At 71.4% G+C, this 21,421-nt stretch carries 17 protein-coding genes, 1 other RNA gene and 1 pseudogene; 2 read left to right on the plus strand and 17 right to left on the minus strand.

Annotation, left to right across the window (positions count from 1 at the left end; translation table 11 throughout):
• From ABT288_RS38890 to ABT288_RS38915, 5 genes and pseudogenes are all read right to left on the minus strand, one after another.
• A pseudogene (locus ABT288_RS38890) lies at nt 1-1,103 on the minus strand (hypothetical protein); the annotation flags it as partial.
• Nucleotides 1,100-1,993, minus strand: coding sequence for an FAD binding domain-containing protein (locus tag ABT288_RS38895; protein WP_351618419.1), 894 nt, complete (start codon nt 1,991-1,993; stop codon nt 1,100-1,102). The gene ABT288_RS38895 and the pseudogene ABT288_RS38890, both read right to left, overlap by 4 nt.
• Nucleotides 1,994-2,251: 258 nt before the next feature.
• Nucleotides 2,252-3,922, minus strand: a complete 1,671-nt coding sequence (locus tag ABT288_RS38900) for a beta-N-acetylhexosaminidase (RefSeq protein ID WP_351618422.1) — start codon at nt 3,920-3,922, stop codon at nt 2,252-2,254.
• A gap of 223 nt (nt 3,923-4,145) precedes the next feature.
• The gene (locus ABT288_RS38905) at nt 4,146-4,424 is read right to left on the minus strand and encodes a DUF3039 domain-containing protein (RefSeq protein ID WP_069780555.1); all 279 of its coding nucleotides are present in this window, start codon (nt 4,422-4,424) and stop codon (nt 4,146-4,148) included.
• 499 nt (nt 4,425-4,923) lie between these two features.
• Nucleotides 4,924-5,496, minus strand: a complete 573-nt coding sequence (locus tag ABT288_RS38915; RefSeq protein ID WP_351618428.1) for a YqgE/AlgH family protein — start codon at nt 5,494-5,496, stop codon at nt 4,924-4,926.
• 280 nt (nt 5,497-5,776) lie between these two features.
• Here ABT288_RS38915 and murA point away from each other — a divergent pair, with 280 nt between their 5' ends.
• The gene (gene murA, locus ABT288_RS38920; RefSeq protein ID WP_351618431.1) at nt 5,777-7,117 is read left to right on the plus strand and encodes a UDP-N-acetylglucosamine 1-carboxyvinyltransferase; all 1,341 of its coding nucleotides are present in this window, start codon (nt 5,777-5,779) and stop codon (nt 7,115-7,117) included.
• Between the two features lie 117 nt (nt 7,118-7,234).
• On the opposite strand, the gene ABT288_RS38925 is transcribed toward murA, so the two are convergent.
• The 10 genes from ABT288_RS38925 to ABT288_RS38970 all read right to left on the minus strand — a co-directional run bounded on the left by ABT288_RS38925 (nt 7,235) and on the right by ABT288_RS38970 (nt 19,045).
• The gene (locus ABT288_RS38925) at nt 7,235-7,516 is read right to left on the minus strand and encodes an HU family DNA-binding protein (RefSeq protein WP_023550134.1); all 282 of its coding nucleotides are present in this window, start codon (nt 7,514-7,516) and stop codon (nt 7,235-7,237) included.
• A 393-nt stretch (nt 7,517-7,909) separates the two neighbouring features.
• A complete protein-coding gene (locus ABT288_RS38930) occupies nt 7,910-9,325 on the minus strand; it encodes an NAD-dependent malic enzyme (RefSeq protein WP_351618434.1) in 1,416 nt (471 codons plus the stop codon).
• A gap of 390 nt (nt 9,326-9,715) precedes the next feature.
• Nucleotides 9,716-12,070: a HelD family protein gene (locus ABT288_RS38935; RefSeq protein ID WP_351618437.1), complete on the minus strand. Its 2,355-nt coding sequence runs from the start codon at nt 12,068-12,070 to the stop codon at nt 9,716-9,718.
• Nucleotides 12,071-12,139: 69 nt separating this feature from the next.
• Complete coding sequence (locus ABT288_RS38940) at nt 12,140-12,922, minus strand: anti-sigma factor family protein (protein ID WP_351618439.1); 783 nt, start codon at nt 12,920-12,922, stop codon at nt 12,140-12,142.
• A gap of 50 nt (nt 12,923-12,972) precedes the next feature.
• A complete protein-coding gene (locus ABT288_RS38945) occupies nt 12,973-13,557 on the minus strand; it encodes a sigma-70 family RNA polymerase sigma factor (protein WP_030167252.1) in 585 nt (194 codons plus the stop codon).
• A 238-nt stretch (nt 13,558-13,795) separates the two neighbouring features.
• Nucleotides 13,796-14,389, minus strand: coding sequence for a CGNR zinc finger domain-containing protein (locus ABT288_RS38950; protein WP_351618442.1), 594 nt, complete (start codon nt 14,387-14,389; stop codon nt 13,796-13,798).
• Between the two features lie 105 nt (nt 14,390-14,494).
• Entirely contained in the window at nt 14,495-15,238 is a 744-nt protein-coding gene (locus ABT288_RS38955) for an SAM-dependent methyltransferase (protein ID WP_351618444.1), read from the minus strand.
• A gap of 51 nt (nt 15,239-15,289) precedes the next feature.
• Nucleotides 15,290-16,450 carry a uroporphyrinogen-III synthase gene (locus ABT288_RS38960; RefSeq protein ID WP_351618447.1) on the minus strand — a complete coding sequence of 387 codons (1,161 nt, stop codon included), beginning with the start codon at nt 16,448-16,450 and terminating at the stop codon, nt 15,290-15,292.
• 86 nt (nt 16,451-16,536) lie between these two features.
• Nucleotides 16,537-17,916, minus strand: a complete 1,380-nt coding sequence (locus tag ABT288_RS38965) for a nitrate/nitrite transporter (RefSeq protein WP_351618448.1) — start codon at nt 17,914-17,916, stop codon at nt 16,537-16,539.
• A gap of 157 nt (nt 17,917-18,073) precedes the next feature.
• Nucleotides 18,074-19,045: a LysR family transcriptional regulator gene (locus ABT288_RS38970; protein ID WP_351618450.1), complete on the minus strand. Its 972-nt coding sequence runs from the start codon at nt 19,043-19,045 to the stop codon at nt 18,074-18,076.
• A gap of 96 nt (nt 19,046-19,141) precedes the next feature.
• On the opposite strand from ABT288_RS38970, the gene ABT288_RS38975 reads away from it, so the two are divergent.
• The gene (locus ABT288_RS38975) at nt 19,142-20,386 is read left to right on the plus strand and encodes an MFS transporter (protein WP_351618452.1); all 1,245 of its coding nucleotides are present in this window, start codon (nt 19,142-19,144) and stop codon (nt 20,384-20,386) included.
• Nucleotides 20,387-20,467: 81 nt separating this feature from the next.
• Here ABT288_RS38975 and ssrA read toward each other — a convergent pair.
• Both ssrA and smpB read right to left on the minus strand, forming a co-directional pair.
• Nucleotides 20,468-20,836: a transfer-messenger RNA gene (ssrA, locus tag ABT288_RS38980) on the minus strand.
• A 92-nt stretch (nt 20,837-20,928) separates the two neighbouring features.
• Nucleotides 20,929-21,408 carry an SsrA-binding protein SmpB gene (gene smpB, locus ABT288_RS38985; RefSeq protein ID WP_351618455.1) on the minus strand — a complete coding sequence of 160 codons (480 nt, stop codon included), beginning with the start codon at nt 21,406-21,408 and terminating at the stop codon, nt 20,929-20,931.
• Between the last annotated feature and the right edge of the window lie 13 nt (nt 21,409-21,421).

The raw sequence follows: 21,421 nt of genomic DNA on the forward strand, positions 1-21,421 counted from the left end.
GTCCCGGGCGCGGCCGCCACGGCGGCCTCGGGTGCGTCGGCGGCGTCGTCCTGTACGGCTGCGGGGGCCGGGGTGAGGCTCGTGGGCGTCCTGGGCCCTGTGGCCGCCTGTGGGGCCCCGTCGGGGGTCGTGCGACTCTGGGGACCCTCGTGGCCTGCTGGGCGGTCTGCGGGGCGCTCAGGGGCCTTCGCGGGGCCGTGGCCGTCCGTGTCCGGTCCCGGTCCGCGTCCCGCCGCCGACTCGGCCCGCTGCTGCGGGAACGCGGTCGGTGCGCCGGGCCGCGCCGGCTCCGCGGACTCGCCGAACCCGGCGGGCTCGGCCGGCTCACCGGAGTCGTGCGTGCCGGGGTGGCCGGCCTCGGCGCGGCGGCCGTCGCCGTGACCGTTCGGCCGGTGCCCGGCACCCCCGTGCCCGGGCTCTCCTGCCCCGGTCTCCTCGCGAGCGGCCGGGGCGTGCTCGGCCGGGGCCTGCCCGTACCGCTCGTCCGGTGCGGGTGCGTAGCCCGGTGCCGCGTCGGCGTGGTCGGGCAGGCCGGTGGGGCCGGGCTCGGCGGGCCGGTCCCAGGGGCGGGCCGCCTCCTCCGTCGCCCAGGGCGCGGGCGCACCGCCGGGCAGGGTGGCCGGCGGGGTGCCGCCCCACTGCTCGACCAGGGACGATGTGGTGAACTCGCCCGATTCGTCCGGAAGGTCGCCACCGGCGACCGGGATCGACCACTGCCCGGTGACGTCGTGCCCGGGAGCGGCCGGTGCCGCGGGCTCCTCGAAGGTCCAGTGCTGGGTGGCGCCGGGGTTGTAGGTGAACCGGTCGTCCGCTGCCTGCGTCCGGGGCAGGGCGTTCGGGTCGGGCCACTCGGTGCCGCCCGCGGGCGCGGTCCAGGTGCCGGTCGCGGCGGGGTCACCGGTGCCGGGGGCGACCGCTATCGGCGGCGGCACATAGCCGTGACCCGGCGCGGCCAGCGGGCTGTCGCCGGACAGCAGGGCGTCGATGCCGCCCTCGGGGAGCTTCACGAAGGCGGTGGCGCCGTCGTCGTAGTCGCCCTGGGGCAGCGGGTCCCAGCGTCCACCGCCCCGGGGCGTGCCCTCTCCGTGCTGGTCGTCGGTCACGACAGCGCCCTCCCCAGTGCTCGTCGGGCCAGTGCGGCGACGGTGCGCCGCAGGTGCAGTACGGCGGGCGGAAGCGGGGCCACCGAGCCGTCGGGCTCCGGCGCCGGGTCCGGGATGCAGGCGGCGGCGACGTACTCGCCGAAGGCGTTCAGGGCCTCCGGGACGAGCGCGCGGTCGTTGTCCCAGTCGATCAGCTGGGCGACCCACTGCTCGGCCTCAAGGGGCCTGAGCGGCATCGGCGCTATGGCACCGACGGCGCACCGCACTCCGCGCCGGGCGGGGTCGAGGACCAGGGCCACGGAGGCCAGCGCGCGGCCCGGGCCGGTGCGTCCGGTCGCCTTCAGGAAGACCTGCGGGGCGTGCAGCAGCGGCACGCGCACGTAGCCGATGAGTTCGCCGCCGCGCAGCATCTCCATGCCGGCCAGCAGGTGCGACACCGGGACCTCCCGGCGGGCTCCGCCCGGGCCGGCGATGATCAGCGTCGCCTCCAGGGCGGCCAGCACCGGCAGCGCGTCCCCGGTGGGGGCGGCCGAGGCGATGTTGCCGCCCAGGGTGCCCGCGTTGCGGATGTGCGGCGGACCCGCGGCGCGCGCGGCGGCGGCCAGCGCCGGGATCAGGGCCGCGAAGTCGGGGCGGCCCATGCGTGCGTGCGTGAGGCCCGCGCCGAGCAGCGCGTGGCCGTCCTGGTACTGCCAGCCGCGGATCTCGCTGATCCGCCCGAGCCCCACCAGGGCGGCGGGCCTGAGCTGGCCGGAGTTGACGGCGGCCATCAGGTCGGTGCCGCCCGCGACGGGCACGGCGGTGGGCATGGCCCCGAGGGCCGCCACGGCCTCGTCCAGCGTCGTGGGCAGCGTGACGGCCTGCTCCGCCTGCGGTGCGTGCGTGGTCAAACCGGCTGCCCCTTCCCGCTGCCCCACCTGGTCCCACCTGTGTGGCCGTACGGTACGTGCTCACAGGGCGGACGTGGCAACTCTGGCACATCTTCGCAAGGCGCGAAGACGGGGGTCCCTTAGGAGGCATTCGCCCACCTCATCGCGGAGATGGTCCGTTTTCTCACGGCATCACCGGTGCGCACCGATTGACACTCTTCGGTGACCCTTGGCGCTGTTTTCCGGCACTTGTTCGACAGGATCGGCCGGACCGGGCGCTCACCTGTTCGGCGGCGGTCCCTCGATCGGGCGACCGGGCACACCGGGGCGTTTCTGCCACGGCCGGGGTCCGGTGGGCGGCCGGTAGGCGACGCCGAGGGCGTCAAGTCGCGCGTAATGGGCGGTCATACGGCGTTCGAAGCCGGCGAAGTCCCGTTCCGCGGGGGCGGGCAGCCGGCTCCAGGCCACCTCGGCGAAGGCCGCGAGCCGGGGGAAGGTCTGGTAGTCCACGCGCGCGGTGTCCTCCAGCACCTCGGTCCAGACGTTGGCCTGAGTGCCCAGCACATGCCGGGCCTCGTCCTCGGTGAGCCCGTCCGGGACGGGTTCGAACCGGTAGACGTCCTCCAGGGTGCGCACGAAGCCGATCGGCACCGGTTCGTCCTCGCCCGGGGCCTGACGGTGGTCCAGATACACGTACTGTTCGGGGCACATGACGACGTCATGGCCGGCCCGCGCGGCCGCGATCCCGCCACCGTAACCGCGCCAGGACGACACCGCGGCGCCCTTCGCCAGTCCGCCCTCGAGGATCTCGTCCCAGCCGATGAGCCGGCGCCCGCGTGCGGTGAGCCAGGCGTCGAAGTGCCCGATGAACCACGACTGCAGTTCGTCCTCGTCGGCGAGGGCGAGTTCCGCGATGCGGGACTTGGCCGTCACCGAGTCCGTCCACTGCTCCTTGCGGCACTCGTCGCCGCCGACATGGACGAACCGGGAGGGGAACAGCTCCAGGACCTCCTCGAACACCCCCTCGTAGAAGCGCAGGGTGGTGTCGGTGGGGGCGAGTACGTTGGCGGAGATCCCCCAGTTGTCCCAGACGGTGAGGGCGGTGGTGTCGATGACGTCGGTGTTGCCGAGTTCCGGGTACGCGGCGATGGCGGCCTGCGAATGGCCCGGTACGTCGATTTCCGGGACGACGGTGATATGCCGCTCGGCGGCATAGGCGACGATCTCCCGGATGTCGTCCTGGGTGTAGTAACCACCGTGCGGTTTCTCCTCCCACAGCGGGGAGGCCCGGTGACCGAATTTCGACCGCGTCCGCCAGGAGGCGGTTTCGGTCAGCTTCGGATACCGCTTGATCTCGATCCGCCAGCCCTGGTCGTCGGTCAGATGAAAATGGAAAACGTTGAGTTTGTGGGCGGCCATCAGGTCGAGATAGCGCAGCACGCCTTCCTTCGGCATGAAGTGCCGTGCCACGTCGAGAAGTAGACCGCGCCAGCCGAAACGCGGTGCGTCGCGGATGGTGACGGCCGGGAACTCCCACTCGGTCCGGCCGGTGACGGGGGCACGCCGGAAGGCCTCCGGGCCGAGCAGTTGACGGAAGGTCTGGGCGCCCCAGAACAGGCCGGCCTCGCTGGCGCCGTCGATACAGATGAGATAGCCGTCGGCGCACAGCTGATAGGCCTCGGGGCTGCCGAGTCCGTCCTCGAGTGCGGGGTTGATCCGCAGCAGGATGCGGGAGCCGCTGTCGCGGTGCGGGGCCAGGGGCAGCCCGGTGGCCGCGCCGACGGTCGTCCGCAGCCAGCGTGCGACCCGCTCGGTGCCCTCGGTGGCGTCGATCTCGGTGTCCGCGTCGATGACGAATCCGGTGCCGCCGCCGGGCAGCGAGGCCGACACGCCGGCCGGCGCGGGGATCAGCGCCGCATCCGGTTCCGGGAAGAGGGGTGTGTCGCTCATGCCGCCCGTCGCACCTCCGCCAGGCGTTGCACAGAGTGCAACGGCCGTTCCACTGCGTACAACTGTGACGGAGGCTACAGGTCTCGACCACTCATGGCCAGAGACCACTCATGACCTCGTGACCAGAGCACACTCACGGCCGGAGACCACTCACGCCCGGAGAACGCGAAGACCCCGGCATGCGCGCAGGCACACCGGGGGCCTCCCGTACGCGGACGGACCCCTACTTGTCGCCGCCCTTGTCCTCGCCGCCGCTGCCCATGGACTCGTAGATCTCCTTGCACATGGGGCACACGGGGTACTTCTTCGGGTCGCGGCCCGGCACCCAGACCTTGCCGCACAGCGCCACGACGGGGGTGCCGTCGAGGGCGCTCGCCATGATCTTGTCCTTCTGGACGTAGTGGGCGAAGCGCTCGTGGTCACCGTCGCCGTGGGACACCTGCGGCGTCGGCTCTACGAGGGTCCCCGTACCAGTCCCGCGCTCGGGCTCGAGAGTGCTCATAGAGCCCAGGGTAATCAACCGCCCGGGGCTGCGGGCCCAGGGCTTGCGCAACGATCATCACTGGCTGTGAGACGCCGTTTGCGTCCAGTCCCGTCCGGACACTTCGCGGGCAGGTCAGGGGCGGTTGACTGCGCCCCGCGTCGCCACAACGCCCACGCTCTGGCGCGGATGTTGCGGGAGCTGTTCCGATCCGCGTGATCAACGAATCCGCAGGACCGACACACGAAGCGGGCCTGCGAGACCCGGCCCGTCGGGCGGGCGCGGCAGTGGACGCCACGTCCTTCACCCGTCCCGCCACCGTCCAGATCGACACCCGGCGCTCGGGGATCCGCCAGGACAGCATCCGGTCGTCGTACGGCTGCGCCCCCTCCGGTCGGAGAGCAATCGGCTTCTCCAGAGCCCGCCGATACCGCTTTCATCGAAGACGGCCCCGGTCGAAAGGGCAGGCGATCACTCGAACGAGTGATCCACGCTCGCGGACCTCACGTCCACGCACGCATCAGTTGAGCGACGGGTCGTCCGGATACGTGGCCACCATCGCCAGCTCGTTGCGCTGGCGGCGCAGCACCTCGCGCCAGAGTCTCTCCGGGGCCGGCGAGGAGACGTCCCCGGGTTCCGACTCGACCACGTACCAGGCCCCCTCGATCAGCTCGTCCTCCAGCTGGCCGGGGCCCCAGCCGGCGTATCCGGCGAAGATCCGCAGGGAGCCGAGGGCAGAGGCGAGCAGTTCCGGCGGGGCCTCCAGGTCGACCAGACCGATCGCGCCGTGCACCCGGCGCCAGCCGAGCGGGGCGAGGTCGCCGTTCGCGCCGCCCGGGATGACCGCGACGCCCAGCGCCGAGTCCAGCGAGACGGGGCCGCCCTGGAAGACCACGCCGGGCTCGCCGGTGAGACCGGCCCAGCCTTCCAGGATGTCGCCCACGTCCACCGGGGTGGGGCGATTGAGGACGACACCGAGGGAACCCTCCTCGTCGTGGTCGAGAAGGAGCACCACCGCGCGGTCGAAGTTCGGGTCCGCCAGGGCGGGAGTGGCCACGAGCAGCCGCCCTGTGAGCGAGGACACCTCGGTCATGCCAGACATGATCCCGCATCTTCCCCTTCGGTGGGGAGCCAATCGGGGTGCGGGAGTGAACGCAGCTCAGGGAGCACGGAAGCGCCCCGGGCGCACTCCCCGGGAACCGGTGACCCCATGTGTCCGGTGGCGCACGGTTCGTGTTGTGACACAGATATGACGTTGCTGGGCGGTCCATGGGCTTACGGACGGGGGGTGATCGGCGATTACCCTGTCTCTCCCGGCCCCCGCGCAACAGTGATCGGCCGCCCCCTGACCCACTCATCGGAACGCGAGATACATGACCGTCAACGACGATGTCCTGCTTGTCCACGGCGGAACCCCGCTGGAGGGCGAGATCCGTGTCCGCGGTGCGAAGAACCTCGTACCGAAGGCCATGGTCGCCGCCCTGCTGGGCAGCGCGCCGAGCCGCCTGCGCAACGTTCCCGACATCCGTGACGTGCGGGTCGTCCGCGGCCTGCTGCAGCTGCACGGGGTGACGGTCCGCCCGGGCGAGGAGCCCGGCGAGCTGGTGATGGACCCGACGCACGTCGAGAGCGCCAATGTCGCTGACATCGATGCCCACGCGGGTTCCAGCCGTATCCCGATCCTGTTCTGCGGCCCTCTCCTCCACCGTCTCGGTCACGCGTTCATCCCCGGTCTCGGCGGCTGTGACATCGGCGGCCGGCCCATCGACTTCCACTTCGACGTGCTGCGGCAGTTCGGCGCGACCATCGAGAAGCGCGCGGACGGCCAGTACCTGGAGGCGCCGAAGGGCCTGCGGGGTACCAAGATCCGGCTGCCGTACCCGTCCGTCGGCGCGACCGAGCAGGTGCTGCTGACGGCCGTACTCGCCGAGGGCGTAACGGAGTTGTCCAACGCGGCCGTCGAGCCGGAGATCGAGGACCTCATCTGCGTGCTGCAGAAGATGGGCGCGATCATCGCGATGGACACCGACCGCACGATCCGCATCACCGGTGTGGAGCGGCTCGGCGGTTACGCCCACCGCGCCCTCCCGGACCGCCTGGAGGCCGCCTCCTGGGCTTCCGCCGCGCTCGCGACCAACGGCAACATCTACGTCCGCGGCGCCCAGCAGCGGTCGATGATGACGTTCCTGAACACCTACCGGAAGGTGGGCGGCGCCTTCGAGATCGACGACGAGGGCATCCGTTTCTGGCATCCCGGTGGGCAGTTGAAGTCCATCGCGCTGGAGACGGACGTGCACCCCGGTTTCCAGACCGACTGGCAGCAGCCGCTGGTGGTCGCGCTGACCCAGGCCACGGGCCTGTCCATCATCCACGAGACGGTCTACGAGTCCCGTCTGGGCTTCACCTCGGCCCTCAACCAGATGGGCGCCCACATCCAGCTCTACCGCGAGTGCCTGGGCGGCTCCGACTGCCGCTTCGGCCAGCGCAACTTCCTGCACTCCGCGGTCGTCTCGGGACCCACCAGGCTGCAGGGCGCCGACCTGGTCATCCCCGACCTGCGCGGCGGCTTCTCGTACCTCATCGCGGCCCTGGCGGCCGAGGGCACGTCCCGTGTCCACGGCATCGAACTCATCAACCGCGGCTACGAGAACTTCATGGAGAAGCTCGTGGAGCTGGGCGCGAAGGTCGAGCTGCCGGGCAAGGCGCTCGGCTGACGGGTTCTGGCGCCGTACGACGAAGGGGCGGCCCTCCGGTGAAGGAGGGCCGCCCCTTTGACGTCATCGTGCGTCAGAACGCACCGTACGTCGTCCCGTGACGTACGAACGACAAGGTCACTTGCCCTTGGCGGCTTCCTTCAGCTTGCTGCCCGCGGTGACCTTCACGCTGTAGCCGGCGGGAATGTTGATCGGCTCGCCGGTCTGCGGGTTGCGCGCGGTGCGAGCGGCACGGTGGGTGCGCTCAAAGGTCAGGAAGCCGGGGATGGTGACCTTCTCGTCGCCCTTGGCGACGATCTCGCCGACGGTCTCGGCGAACGCGGCCAGCACGGCGTCGGCGTCCTTGCGGGTCACCTCGGCGCGGTCGGCCAGCGCGGCCACCAGCTCACTGCGGTTCATGTTGTTACTCCCGTGTATTTCTTGCCGTTGGGGTGTGCCACGCGACGGATCCGCCCGAGGCACTGCGATGCCGATGCGCTCGCGCCCAGGGACGCATCCTGCCCCTACCTGCGGCGGTAAAGCCAATCCGGCACCCGTAGGAGTCGTGAGAACACCCTGGGGAGTCACACGAAAAGCGCCTGCTCGGCGTCACCCTAGAGTGCGCCCGGCATCGGCTGGTTCCACGACGCGCCGGTGCGGCGGCCGCCGTGGTGATCCTCACAGCCTCTGCACAGTACGGCACGCCGTCACCGGGCCGACGCCCGGCCGCCGCTTTTCCTTCACCCGGGCGGAGCCGGCGGCGCCCGGACCACGGCCCCGGCCCGCCGTCCCGGCCGGGGCGAGCCGCTGTGCCTAGGCCGTGGCTCCGGCCGCCTTCGCGGCCTCGCGGACCGCGCCGGCGACGGCGCCCGCGACCTTGTCGTTGAAGACGCTCGGGATGATGTAGTTCGGGTTCAGCTCGTCCTGTCCGACCACGTCGGCGAGGGCCTTCGCGGCGGCCAGCATCATCTCGGTGTTGACGGTGCGGGACTGGGCGTCCAGCAGGCCGCGGAAGACGCCCGGGAAGACCAGCACGTTGTTGATCTGGTTCGGGAAGTCGGAGCGGCCGGTGGCCACAACGGCCGCCGTCTGACGGGCGATTGCGGGGTCCACCTCGGGGTCGGGGTTCGCGAGCGCGAACACGATGGCGCCGTCGGCCATGGCGGCCACGTCGTCGCCGTCGAGGACGTTCGGGGCGGAGACGCCGATGAACACGTCGGCGTCGCGCACGGCCTCCTTGAGGGTGCCGGTGAGGCCCTCGGGGTTGGTGTTGTCCGCGATCCAGCGCAGCGGCGAGTCGGCCGGGGCGTTCACCAGGTCCTCGCGGCCGGAGTGGACGACACCGTGGATGTCGGCGACGACGGCGTTCTTCACGCCCGCGGCGAGCAGCAGCTTGAGGATGGCCGTACCGGCCGCGCCGGCGCCGGACATCACGACCCGGATGTTCTCGATGGCCTTGTCGGTGACGCGCAGGGCGTTGGTCAGGGCGGCGAGGACGACGATGGCGGTGCCGTGCTGGTCGTCGTGGAAGACGGGGATGTCGAGGGCCTCGCGCAGCCGGGCCTCGATCTCGAAGCAGCGCGGCGCGGAGATGTCCTCCAGGTTGATGCCGGCGAACCCGGGGGCGATCGCCTTGACGATCTCCACGATCGCGTCGCTGTCCTGGGTGTCCAGGCAGATCGGCCAGGCGTCGATACCGGCGAAGCGCTTGAAGAGGGCCGCCTTGCCCTCCATGACGGGCAGGGCCGCCTTGGGGCCGATGTTGCCGAGGCCCAGCACGGCGGAGCCGTCCGTCACGACCGCAACGGAGTTGCGCTTGATGGTGAGGCGGCGGGCGTCCTCGGGGTTCTCGGCGATCGCCATGCAGACGCGGGCCACACCCGGCGTGTAGACCATGGACAGGTCGTCACGGTTGCGGATGGGGTGTTTCGACGCCATCTCGATCTTGCCGCCGAGGTGCATCAGGAACGTACGGTCGGAGACCTTGCCGAGGGTGACGCCCTCAATGCCGCGCAGCTTCTCGACGATCTCCTCGGCGTGGGCCGTGGAGGTGGCCGCGATGGTGACGTCGATACGGAGCTTCTCGTGGCCGGACGCGGTGACGTCGAGGCCGGTCACCGAGCCTCCGGAGGACTCCACCGCGGTGGTGAGCTGCGAGACGGCGGTTCCGCTCGCGGGCACCTCCAGCCGGATGGTCATCGAGTAGGAGACGCTGGGCGCCGTTGCCATGGCCGACTTCCTCTGCTTTCACCGTGTCGCGAGTTGTGCCGTCCGATCGTCGCACCTACCGCGGAGTACGCGGTAGTCGCCCTGGATTGCGGACGTTGTGTTCATGAGCGGTGCCTGCTTGATGCCTGGTTTTCGGAAAACCACTTCCACCATACGAGAAACGATCAGGCGGGAAAAGGGGCGCACAGGGCAAAGAAAGAGACCCACATCACGTCCGTGATGTGGGTCTCCCCCACGCTCATGACACCGACCCGCCATGCTCGCCTCGCGGCAAGTGGTCCCTCGCAGGGACAAAGGTTGGGCCCGGGGGCTTGGATCGGGCCGGTGCCACACCAAGGCTAACAAACCGGCGCCCCAAGGCCATTCCCGTACGGGAGGTTCACAGGAAACTCAGTCCCGCAGCAGGTCCGGCACCCCGGCCGCGTCCGGCTCGTCCCGCTCCCCCGACACCACCGTCAGCTGCTGGGTGGCCCGGGTCAGCGCCACGTAGAGCACGCGCAGCCCGGCCGGCGACTCGTCGGCGATCTCCGCGGGCGACACGACGACCGTCGCGTCGTACTCCAGCCCCTTGGCCTCCAGGCTGCCGAGCGCCACGACCCGGTCGCCGAGCCCGGCCAGCCAGCGCCGGGCCTCCTCGCGCCGGTTCATGGCGACGACCACGCCGACCGTGCCGTCCACCCGCTCCAGCAGCCGCTCGGCCTCGGCCCGCACGGTCCGCGCCAACGACTCCCGTACCACGGTGAAGCGCGGCTCGACCCCGGTGGACCGCACGGCGCTGGGCGCCTCGGAGCCGGGCATGGCGAGCGCGAGCACCTTGGCGGCCAGCTCGGCGATCTCGGCGGGGTTGCGGTAGTTCACCGTCAGCTCGAAGCGGCGCCGGGGCCGGGTGCCCAGGGCCTCGTCGCGGGCCTCGGCCGCCTCGTCCGGGTCGGACCAGGAGGACTGGGCCGGGTCGCCGACCACGGTCCAGGTGGCGTGCCGGCCGCGGCGGCCGACCATGCGCCACTGCATCGGCGTCAGGTCCTGCGCCTCGTCCACGATGACGTGCGCGTACTCGGTGCGCTCCTGCGCGAGGCGCTCGGCCCGCTCCCGCTGCGACTCCTCGCGCACCGGCATCAGCTCCTCCAGGCCGGTGAGCTGGTCCAGCGGGTCGAGCTCGCGCTTCTTCCGCGGCCGGGCCGGGGCGCCGAGGATCGCCTGGAGCTCGTCGAGCATGGCGATGTCGTGCACGGAGCACCCGTCCCGCTGGAGCGAGCGGGCGACCTTGCGGACCTCGCCGGGGTTGAGGATCCGGCGGGCCCAGCGGCCGAGCCGCCTGTCGTCGGCCATGGCGGCGAGCACGGCCTTCGGGGTGAGCTCGGGCCACCAGGCGTCGAGGAAGGCGATGAAGGAGTCCTCGGACGTGACGTCCTCGTCGAAGGAGGAGCGCAGCTCGGCGGCCAGCTCGGGGTCGGTGTGCCGGGCGGCCGACCCCGACTTGGCCCACAGCGCGTCCAGCAGCAGCTTGCGGGCGCGCGGACGCAGCAGGTTGACGGGCGCGGTGCCGCCGAGGGCGGTGCGGCGGATGCGTTCCAGCTCCTCCGCCTCCAGCTCCAGCCGGCGTCCGAAGGCGACGACGCGGAGGCGGGAGGGCGGGCCGCCGAAGGCCCGCGGCCCGGTGTCCTCGGCAGCGGCGGGCCGGGGGGCGGGCCCCAGTTCCAGGGCGCCCCGGGCGGCCTTCCGCAGCACCTTCAGCATCCGGTACGAGCCCTTGGCGCGGGCCACGGCCGGGGAGTCGTACAGCGTGGCCTCCGTGCCGTCGACCAGCGAGCCGATGGCACGGATGGCGACCTGGCCCTCCTCGCCGAGCGAGGGCAGCACGCCCTCGGTGTAGGCCACGAGCAGCGGGGTCGGCGAGACGATCAGGATGCCGCCCGCGTACCGGCGTCTGTCCTGGTAGAGCAGGTAGGCGGCGCGGTGCAGGGCGACGGCCGTCTTTCCGGTTCCCGGGCCGCCCTCCACATAGGTGATGGAGGCGGCGGGGGCGCGGATGACCAGGTCCTGCTCGGCCTGGATGGAGGAGACGATGTCCCGCATGGTGTGGCTGCGGGCCTGGCCGAGGGCGGCCATCAGGGCGCCGTCGCCGATGACGGGGAGCTCTCGGCCGTCGAGGCGGGCGGTCAGCTCGGGCCGCATCAGGTCGTCCTCGACGCCGAGGACCCGGCGTCCCTTGGACCGGATGACCCGGCGCCGCACGACCCGCCCGGGGTCCACCGGAGTGGCCCGGTAGAAGGGGGCGGCGGCGGGCGCCCGCCAGTCGATGACCAGCGGCGCGTAGTCCTCGTCGAGCACGCCGATACGCCCGATGTGCAGGGTCTCGGCGATGTCGGCGGTGTTGTCGTCCCGCACGGCGCCTTCGGCGGGCTCCACGGCGGTGTAGGCGCCGTCGGGCCCCTTCTTGCCGTCCTTGCCGAGCAGCAGGTCGATGCGCCCGAAGAGAAAGTCCTCGAACTCGTTGTTGAGCCGGTTCAGATGGATGCCGGCCCGGAAGACCTGCGCGTCCCGCTCGGCCAGCGCGCCAGGGGTGCCGACCTGGCCGCGCTTGGCCGCGTCGTGCATCAGGAACTCGGCCTCGTGGATCTTCTCCTCGAGACGCCGGTACACCCGGTCCAGGTGTTCCTGTTCGACGCCGATCTCCCGGTCACGGACGGAATCCTGTCCGTCGTGTGCCGGGCCGACCGCGGACTGCTGAACCTGAGCGGCCACCGGGCCCCCTTCTGACGTGCTGGGCAGCCGTCAACCGTACGCGAAGGGGGCCCGTCGAAGCTACGGCAGCTACGCGTTCACCTGCACCAGCTTCTTGCCCTGGAAGGTCACGACCTCGAAGTGGTCGATCTCGTTGGGCTTGAAGGCCGCCGCGCCGCCGATGTAGAGCGGCTTCTTGGACTCCGGTGTCTTGCCGTTCGGGATGCCGTAGCCGGCGTCCGGTACGGACCAGGAGGACATCGTCACCCGCTGGCCGTTCTTCGCGACGAGCACCAGGGAGCACTTGATCGGACCCGTGGCGTTCTTCAGCTCCAGGACCGTCTGGGTGCCCCAGTCCTTCTGGGCCATGGCGACGGTGGCGCTGATCTGGGACGACGGGTCCGTGGCCGATTTCTTGTCGGGCATGGCCTCGAAGGTCGTCTGCGCCGAGGACGCGGTGACCTGGCCCCCGCTCCCGCCCGAGCCGCTGTTGACCGCCACCGCGGCCAGCGGCCCGGCGATGATCAGCGCGGCGGCCGCGGCGATCATGTAGAAGGAGCGCCGGCGCTTCTGGGCGCGCTTCTCCGCCACCTCGTCGACCAGCTTCTCCACGATCCGCGGGCTGGGCTTGGCGGACAGCGACTCGCCGATCGCGGGGGTGCTGCCGGAGCCCGGCAGGTCCGCGAGCGCGGCCAGCATCGGCTCCATCCCGGCCAGCTCGTCGAGCTGCTGGGCGCACCACTCGCAGCCGGCGAGGTGCGCCTCGAAAGCGGTTGCCTCGGCGTCGTCGAGAATCCCGAGGGCATAGGCGCCGACGGTCTCGTGCTCGCTCGGCACGGAAGATCCCGATTGGGGGCTCATGGGCCCAGACATACCCGGACCGCCTGCACCGAATCCCTGCATACCCCCGTAACCACTGCTCATCACGCCGTCACCCCCCGCTCCTCCAGTGCCAGCTTCATCGATCGCAGGGCGTAGAACACCCGAGAGCGCACCGTGCCGCTGGGGATGCCCAGCGTCTCGGCCGCCTCATTGACCGTACGCCCCTTGAAGTACGTCTCGACCAGTACCTCCCGGTGGGCCGGGGTCAGGTCGTCGAGCGCGTCCGACAGCGTCATCAGCCACAGCGCCTTGTCGATCTCGTCCTCCGCGGGGATGACCTCCAGCGGCGACGGATCGACCTCCTGCGGCCGGGCCTGCCGGCTGCGGTGGCCGTCGATGACGATGCGGCGCGCGACCGTCACCAGCCAGGGGCGTACCGAACCGGTCGCCCGATTGAGCTGACCGGCGTTCTTCCAGGCACGGATGAGCGTTTCCTGTACGACGTCCTCGGCGCGCTGCCGATCACCGGCGACCAGCCGCAGGACATACGCGAGCAGGGGTCCGGCGTGCTCTCGATACAGCGCACGCATCAACTCCTCATCCGGCTCCGAGGGCTGTGAGGACATGCGATGTCGGGCCCTCGATCCACGTTCATTGGCCACGGCCGCATCCTTGCGCACGCCCACCTCCGGTGTCCGGGGGTTCCCCCAGTCGGTCGCTCGCCCACCCGTACGGAAGGAAGCGGCGCAGTGTTCAAACGGAGGGCACAATTTCTCGGGGGCTGACGTGACGACAGGGACATGCGAGCACATTCCCCCCGCTCGATCTTTACAATTCCGGCACATCGCCGGGGACTTCCGGCGCATCACCGGGGGCGGCTCGCGATTCCCGTGTACGGGGCACCAAAACCCGGTGTTACGAAGATCACGCCCGAGAGAGCGCGGCCCGCCGCCGGTGCCGGGCCACCCGCTCCCGGTTCCCGCACACCTCGCTGGAACACCATCTCCGGCGCCGCCCCCGGGAGGTGTCGAGGTACACGAGCGGGCAGTTGTCCCCCTCACACTCCCGGACGGCGGCCCGGGCGACGGGATCGGTGAGCAGCTCCACGGCGTCCCGCGCGACGAGCGCGAGCAGGGCGGCGCAGGCCGGCGGGTCGGCCAACTCCCTTGTGAGCCCGCCGTCCGCACCGCGTACCGCACGCGGGACGGGGGTGGCGGCCCGGGCAACCTCGTTGACCCGCCGGAGCGCGCTCTCGTACGACGGCGTGTCCGGCGCATGCGGGGTGCGCACCAAGATCCCGATGTGGGCGCGCAGTTCCCGGAACGCGACGAGCCAGGAGGCGTCGGCATGCCCGAGCGCCGTCCCCTCTGGCACGAGCCCCACCCCACCGATCCACGCGCACAACGCCTCGACGCCGTCCAGCCGTTCGCCCGGATGCGTGGTCGCGAGGAGATCGAGACAGATCCGTCCGGCGTCGAACCGTGGCTCGTAAGGGGGTGTCGCCGTACCCAGTGCCATGCGCCTGTCACCGCCTAGGCAGGAAGCGTGGGGCTCTTCTCCGTGAGGTTCTCCACTTCACAGTGCCCGCCCGGGGGCCGGGCCGGAACCCCTCGTACCTGTCCTTCAGCCGACGCCGGGGGTCCGGCGCAGGACCAGGGAGACGAAGCCGAAGGCGTCCCGGTAGACACGCAGCCATTCGGTGCGACGGACGGTGGCGGTCTCCAGCACCTGCGAGCTGTCGGGATCCTCGGGATGATCCAGGGCCCATGCGGCCAGCGAACCCCAGCAGGCCCACTCGTAGTCGTCCAGCTCCCGACGCGTGCTGACGTGCCCGTCGACCGGGGTCCAGCCGTCGGCGACGACACGGTCCACGGTGGTCGCGAGGTCGGTGAAGTCCCCGAGCATCTCGACGGCCTCCGGAGACGGAGGGCGCTCCCAGAAACCGTCACCGATGAGAACACGGCCGCCGGGAGCCAGGTGCCTGTGAGCCGCGGCCAGGGTGGGGAGCAGGCCGCCGAAGGCATGCGCGGCCCCGAAGCTGAGGATCACGTCGAACGGCTCGGTGGACGCGAAGTCCCCGGCGTTCTGCCGATGGAGGACCAGTCGCTCCCGCACGCCGCGTTCGCGCGCCGCGGTGGCCGCCCGGGCCAGGTCCTCCTCGGAGATGTCCACGCCCTCGGCGTGCACCCCCGGTCGCATGGCCAGGGCCCGCAGGAGCCATTCCCCGCCACCGCAGCCGAGGTCGAGCACCCGCTCGTCGCCCCTGACGAGGCCGCGCTCCAGCAGCCGGCGGACCGAGTCGTCGTCGAGCGGGGACTTGACGGGGTGTCCGCGATGCGCGATCCGGGACATCTGTTCACGATCCATCGGTGCAGCGTGCCAGCACCGGAGGTCGCGCCGCACCCCCATTTACGGCGCCTACGCGTCCGCGTACTTCGCGTCCGTCGCCGGGTCCAGGGCCAGGCGGTAGCCGCGTTTGACCACCGTCTGGATCAGCTTGGGGGCGCCGAGGGCCGTGCGGAGGCGGGCCATCGCCGTCTCCACCGCGTGTTCGTCCCGCCCGGCGCCGGGCAGCGCGCGCAACAGATCCGCCCGCGCCACCACCCAGCCGGGGCGGCGGGACAGGGCCCGGAGCAGGGACATGCCGGCCGGGGGGACCGGCTTCAGGGCGCCGTCGACCAGGACCGCGTGACCGCGGATCTCCACCCGGTGGCCGGCGATCGGCAACGCCCTTGACCGGTTGGGCAGTTCCTGGCACAGGAGTTGGACCAGGGGGCCGAGGCGGAAGCGTTCCGGCTGGATCGTGTCCACGCCCTGGGCCTGGAGGGGGATCGCCGTGACCGGGCCCACGCAGGCCGGGAGGACGTCGTGGGCGAGGGCCGACAGCAGCTCCTCCAGCAGGCCCCGCGTCGTGGCCCGGGAGAGCAGGGACGCGGCCGCGGGCGCGCTGGTGAAGGTCAGCGCGTCCAGGGAGCGGGAGACCGTCGCGTCCAGGAGGCGGTCCAGCGGGGTGATGTCCTCCGGGGGCATCCAGCGGTACACCGGGACCGGGACCACCTCCGCTCCCCCGGCCCGCAGGGATTCGACGAAGCCGGGCAGCGGCTCGCCGTGCAGCTGTACGGCGACACGGCGGCCGGCGACGCCCTCCTCCAGCAGCCGGTCCAGGACCTCGGCCAGGGACTCCGAGGACGGGGACCACTCCTCCGTCAGACCCGCCGCACGGATCGCTCCCTTGACCTTCGGCCCCCTGGCCAGCAGCTCGGCGCCGCGCAGCCCGCCGAGCAGCTGCTCGCCGAGGCCCCAGCCGTCGGCGGCCTCTACCCAGCCCCGGAAGCCGATCGCCGTGGTGGCCACGACCACGTCGGGCACCTGGTCGATGATCTCCTTCGTCGCGGCGAGGAGTTCGCCGTCGTCGGCCAGCGGCACGATGCGCAGGGCCGGTGCGTGCAGGACGGCCGCACCGCGCCGCTGGAGCAGGGCGCCCAGCTCGTCGGCCCGGCGCGCGGCGGTGACGCCCACGGTGAATCCCGCGAGCGGACCAGGCTCGACGGCTCCGGGGGGCTGCTCTTCGTCGTCCATGGGCTCTCCTAGCTGACCGGCGCGCGAATCGAGCCTGTCAACGGCGCGTCACAGCCTCGGTTCGGCTTCATTGCACCGGTGTTACGTCACACTTCGGCGTAGCTGAGCTGCGCCTTTGTCTCCGAAGCCGCCACCGGCACGGCCTGTCGCGCCGGGCGGCGAAGGTATACGGCCCACGTCACCACGAAGCAGAGTCCGTAGAAGGCGAGGAAGGCGACGAACGCTCCGGTGCCGGTGCCGTAGGACAGGAAGGACTGGCGGAAGGCGAGGTTGATGCCGACTCCGCCGAGCGCGCCGACCGCGCCGATCAAGCCCATGGAAGCACCGGACAGCCGGCGGCCACAGGCCACGGCCTCCTCCCCCTCCAGGCCCTTCGCCAGGGCCTTCGCCTGGAAGATGCCCGGGATCATCTTGTACGTCGAGCCGTTGCCGAGCCCGCTGAGCACGAACAGGACGACGAAGACGGACACGAACAGCGGCAGCGACTTCTGCCGGCTCGCGGCGATCAGGACGCCGGTGGCGGCGGCCATGGCGACGTAGTTCCACAGGGTGATGCGGGCGCCGCCGAAACGGTCGGCGAGCCGCCCGCCGAGGGGGCGGATCAGGGAGCCGAGCAGCGGGCCGATGAAGGTGAGGTACGCCGCCTGCAGCGGGGTGCGGCCGAACTGGATCGTCAGGACCTGGCCGAAGGCGAAGCTGTAGCCGATGAAGGACCCGAAGGTGCCGACGTAGAGGAAGGACATGATCCAGGTGTGGCCGTCCTTCGCGGCGTCCTTGGCCGCGCCGGTGTCGTTCTTCACGGAAGCGAGGTTGTCCATGAAGAGAGCGGCCAGAACGGCGGCCACGACGATCAGCGGGATGTAGATGCCCAGCAGGACCCGCGGGCCGCCGCTCGCGCCGATGACCGCGAGGGCGACCAGCTGGATGACGGGCACGCCGATGTTGCCGCCGCCCGCGTTCAGGCCGAGCGCCCAGCCCTTCTTCTTCAGCGGGAAGAAGGCGTTGATGTTGGTCATGGAGGAGGCGAAGTTGCCGCCGCCGATGCCTGCCAGGAGACCGACCACGAGGAACGTGGTGAAGGACGTGCCCGGCTTCATCACCGCGAAGGCCGCGATCGTCGGGATCAGCAGCAGGCTCGCCGAGATGATCGTCCAGTTGCGGCCGCCGAACACGGCCACGGCGAAGGTGTAGGGGACGCGTACGACCGCGCCGACGAGGGTGACCATCGAGGTCAGCAGGAACTTGTCGGCGGGCGTGAGGCCGTACTGCGGGCCCATGAACAGGACGAGGACGGACCACAGGGTCCAGATCGAGAAGCCGATGTGCTCGGAGAGGACGGAGAACCAGAGGTTCCGGTTGGCGATCCGCTGCCCGGTCGCCGTCCAGAATCCCTCGTCCTCCGGGTCCCAGCGTTCGATCCAGCGGCCACTGCGACGGGTTGGGGCTGTTGGGGCTGGGGCTGTCATCACGCCTCCACTGGGCTCCGGCTGCTCGGTCTGCCGTCGACCTGCCATCGACCGGCTCAGCCCGAAGGTAGGGAGGGCGCGTTTCCTGCCTGTGGCTGTGAGTGACCGGAAGGGAACGTTGCTCTCACTCGGCGCGGGGGCGGCCGGTGAGGGCCGCTCAGGGCTGCATGACAGCGGCGTCGGCGGCCGGAATCCATCCCTCGGCCGGTCGCCGCAGCCACCCCTCCGCCGCCGCGAGCCCGGCCGCCGCCCGCCGCAGCGCGTCCAGTGCGGGATGGACCAGCCCCTTCCGCCACACCAGGGAGACCGGCGACAGCGGGACCGGATCGACGAGCGGGCGGCGGACGGTGCGGGGCATGGCCGGAAAGTCGACCACGGCCAGCACCGGGTGCCGGGTCTTGGCCATGATCCGCTCGAACTCCTCGTCCCCGACGGCCAGCGGCAGGGGCGCGGCGAGCCGGATGCCACGCCCCTCGAAGAGGCGCCTCGCCAGGTCGGTCCACTCCAGGGTGCGCGGGTTCCCGGCGCCGGCGTACACGGTCTCGCCGGCCAGCGCGGCCACCGGCACCTCGGCGCGGGCGGCCAGCGGATGGTCCTCGGGCAGTACGACGGCCATCGGCTCGTAGCGCACCGGCTGCTGCTCCAGACCGGAGCGCAGCGCCGGGTCCAGGCCGGCGAAACGGCCGAAGGAGGCGTCCAGCCGGCCGGCCAGCACGTCGGCGGCGGCCCCGGTCAGACCGCTCTCGTAGCGGGCCATCAGCTCGCAGTCGGGGGCGAGTTCACGGGCCCGGTGCAGCACGCGGCGGCCGGTGACCAGACCCGGTGAGTTGAGGTCCACGAGCAGCGGGCGGGACCGGCCGGGGGCGAAGGCGGCGAGCAGGTCGTCCTGGGCGGCGAGGACCCGCCGGGCGTACGGCAGCAGACGCTCACCGTCAGCGGTCGGCGTCACCTGCCGGGTCGTCCGCAGGAACAACTCGGCACCCAGCTCCCGCTCCAGGCGGCGTACGTCCCGGCTGAGCGCCTGCTGGGCGACGTACAGGCGGGCCGCGGCGCGGGTGAAGTGCAGTTCCTCGGCCACGGCGACGAAGGCGCGCAGGAGGCGGGGCTCTATGCCGGCGGGGACGGACATGACCGTGAACTTACAACACAGGTGCGTGAATCGGCACGGAGAAGGTGTTGGACCCCGTGATCCCCTCGGGGCGAGGGTGAGTCCATGTCCTCGGTCATGTCCACAACCAGCGGCTACCGCCGCCTCCTCGGCCTCCCCGGCGCCCGCGCCTTCACCACCGGCAACCTCCTCGCCCGGCTGCCCATGGGCATGTTCAGCGTGAGCGCCGTCGTGATGATCGCCGGCTCGCGGGGCTCGTACGCCCTCGCCGGTGCCGTCACCGCGACCGGCCTCGCGGCGACCGCGCTGGCCGGGCCCTGGATCGCCCGGCTCGTCGACCGGCACGGGCAGGCCCGGATCGCCGTACCGGCCACGCTCGTCGCCGTGCTCGGCAGCCTCGCCCTGCTGCTGTGCGTGCACTACGACGCCCCGGACTGGACCCTGTTCGCCGCCTACGCGCTCACCGCGGCCACCCCGAACATCGGCGGCCTGTCCCGCGCCCGCTGGGCCCATCTGCTGCGTGACGACCCGGGCGCGCTGCACACCGCGAACTCCTTCGAACAGGCCGCCGACGAGCTGTGCTTCATGCTCGGCCCGGTGCTGGCCTCCTTCCTCACCGGCACGTTCTTCCCGGAGGCGGGCACGCTCACGGGCGCGGTGCTGCTGCTCGCCGGCATGCTGCTGTTCACCGCCCAGCGGGCCACCGAGCCGCCGGTGCGGGCCCGTTCACAGGCGTCCTCGCCGCTGCGCAGCCCGGGCATCCCGCCGCTGCTGGCCTGTTTCACCGCGACCGGGGCGGTGTTCGGCTCGGTGGAGGTCGTCACCCTCGCCTACGCCGACGCGCAGGGGCATCGTGCGGCGGCCGGTGCGGTACTCGCGCTGCAGGCGGCGGGGTCGTGCGCGGCGGGTCTGCTGTACGGCGCGCTGAAGCCGACGGGGGTGCGGCTGGGGCACTGCCTGGCGGGCATGGCCGTACTGATGACACTGCCGTGGGCTGCCGCGGGCCTCGCCGGTTCGCTGTGGGCGTCGGCGGGTGCGCTGCTGGTGGCGGGGATGGCCACGGCGCCGACGATGGTCACGGCGATGACGCTGGTACAGCGGCGCACCCCGGCCGACCGTCTGAACGAGGGGATGAGTCTGATGGTGACGGGACTGCTGACGGGGATCGCCTGCGGCTCGGCGGTGGGGGGCTGGGCGGCGGAGCACTCGTCGCCGGCCTCCGCGTACGTCGTACCGGCGGCCGCCGCTGCCCTGGCCCTGGGGGTGGGCACGCTCAGCCGCGCCGGCGGGGTGCCGCTGCGAGGGCCCGTAAGGGGCGCGGGGAACTGCGCGACCAGCCAGAGCGCACCCGCAGACGCATGACGGCGCCCGACCCAAAGACAATGGCCCCGTCGCCAGAAGCGACGGGGCCGGTGCCCACATGGGGTAACCCCCGGAGGGGCTTGGTGGAGATGGCGGGAATCGAACCCGCGTCCAACGGTGCGGAATCAGGGCTTCTCCGTGTGCAGTCCGCTTCGCTTTTCTCGGCCCCGGCGATCACGCGAACAAGTCGCCGACGGGCTCAGTCACTGTTTGGTTTCCCTCTTCACCCCGTGACCGGGATCAAGGTTTAGTTCCCTAGCTGATGCCAGGATCCGGGTCGGGAACAGCCCCGGGCTGACACTTCGCAAGTCGCTACTTAGGCAGCGAGGGCGAAGGAATCGCGCTTGGTGTTGGCGATTATTTTTTTCGGCCTGTGGTTTACGAGATCATGGCCGCTTCCTCGACACGCTTCCCCTGCTTCGACAGCCGCTGTCGAAACCGATCATCCCCATGTTGATTTCTCAAGGTTCACACCGGCCGCTGACGTCCGGTGCTGCTGCCATCGTACGGGAACAACGCAGGTCGGTGCCAGCGTATTCCCGCTAGCCCCGCTGCTTGCGGCGCGCCGCCGACATCGCGCGGTCCGCCTCGCGCCGGTCCTGCTTCTCGCGCAGGGTCTGGCGCTTGTCGTACTCCTTCTTGCCCTTGGCGAGCGCGATCTCGATCTTGGCGCGGCCGTCCTTGAAGTACAGGGCGAGGGGCACGATCGTGTGCCCCGTCTCCTGGGACTTGGACTCCAGCTTGTCGATCTCCGTGCGGTGCAGCAGCAGCTTGCGCTTGCGGCGGGCGCTGTGGTTGGTCCAGGTGCCCTGGCTGTACTCGGGGACGTGCACGTTGTGCAGCCACGCCTCGTGACCGTCCAGTTGCACGAAGCCGTCGACCAGCGAGGCCCGACCCTGACGCAGCGACTTCACCTCGGTGCCCATGAGGACCAGACCGGCCTCGTAGGTGTCGAGGATGTGGTAGTCGTGCCGCGCCTTCTTGTTCTGCGCGATCAGCTTGCGCCCTTTTTCCTTAGCCATAGTGCCGACCATT

It is taken from the genome of Streptomyces sp. NPDC001093 (assembly GCF_040298985.1).
GTDB lineage: Bacteria > Actinomycetota > Actinomycetes > Streptomycetales > Streptomycetaceae > Streptomyces.

Bases quoted from the DNA above. Each gene is read 5' to 3' on its own strand.
- ABT288_RS38900 (WP_351618422.1), bottom strand. From the start codon at position 3,922: ATGAGCGACACACCCCTCTTCCCGGAACCGGATGCGGCGCTGATCCCC.
- ABT288_RS38905 (WP_069780555.1), bottom strand. From the start codon at position 4,424: ATGAGCACTCTCGAGCCCGAGCGCGGGACTGGTACGGGGACCCTCGTA.
- ABT288_RS38915 (WP_351618428.1), bottom strand. From the start codon at position 5,496: ATGACCGAGGTGTCCTCGCTCACAGGGCGGCTGCTCGTGGCCACTCCC.
- murA (WP_351618431.1), top strand. From the start codon at position 5,777: ATGACCGTCAACGACGATGTCCTGCTTGTCCACGGCGGAACCCCGCTG.
- ABT288_RS38925 (WP_023550134.1), bottom strand. From the start codon at position 7,516: ATGAACCGCAGTGAGCTGGTGGCCGCGCTGGCCGACCGCGCCGAGGTG.
- ABT288_RS38930 (WP_351618434.1), bottom strand. From the start codon at position 9,325: ATGGCAACGGCGCCCAGCGTCTCCTACTCGATGACCATCCGGCTGGAG.
- ABT288_RS38940 (WP_351618439.1), bottom strand. From the start codon at position 12,922: ATGTCTGGGCCCATGAGCCCCCAATCGGGATCTTCCGTGCCGAGCGAG.
- ABT288_RS38950 (WP_351618442.1), bottom strand. From the start codon at position 14,389: ATGGCACTGGGTACGGCGACACCCCCTTACGAGCCACGGTTCGACGCC.
- ABT288_RS38955 (WP_351618444.1), bottom strand. From the start codon at position 15,238: ATGGATCGTGAACAGATGTCCCGGATCGCGCATCGCGGACACCCCGTC.
- ABT288_RS38960 (WP_351618447.1), bottom strand. From the start codon at position 16,450: ATGGACGACGAAGAGCAGCCCCCCGGAGCCGTCGAGCCTGGTCCGCTC.
- ABT288_RS38965 (WP_351618448.1), bottom strand. From the start codon at position 17,916: ATGACAGCCCCAGCCCCAACAGCCCCAACCCGTCGCAGTGGCCGCTGG.
- ABT288_RS38970 (WP_351618450.1), bottom strand. From the start codon at position 19,045: ATGTCCGTCCCCGCCGGCATAGAGCCCCGCCTCCTGCGCGCCTTCGTC.
- ABT288_RS38975 (WP_351618452.1), top strand. From the start codon at position 19,142: ATGTCCACAACCAGCGGCTACCGCCGCCTCCTCGGCCTCCCCGGCGCC.
- smpB (WP_351618455.1), bottom strand. From the start codon at position 21,408: ATGGCTAAGGAAAAAGGGCGCAAGCTGATCGCGCAGAACAAGAAGGCG.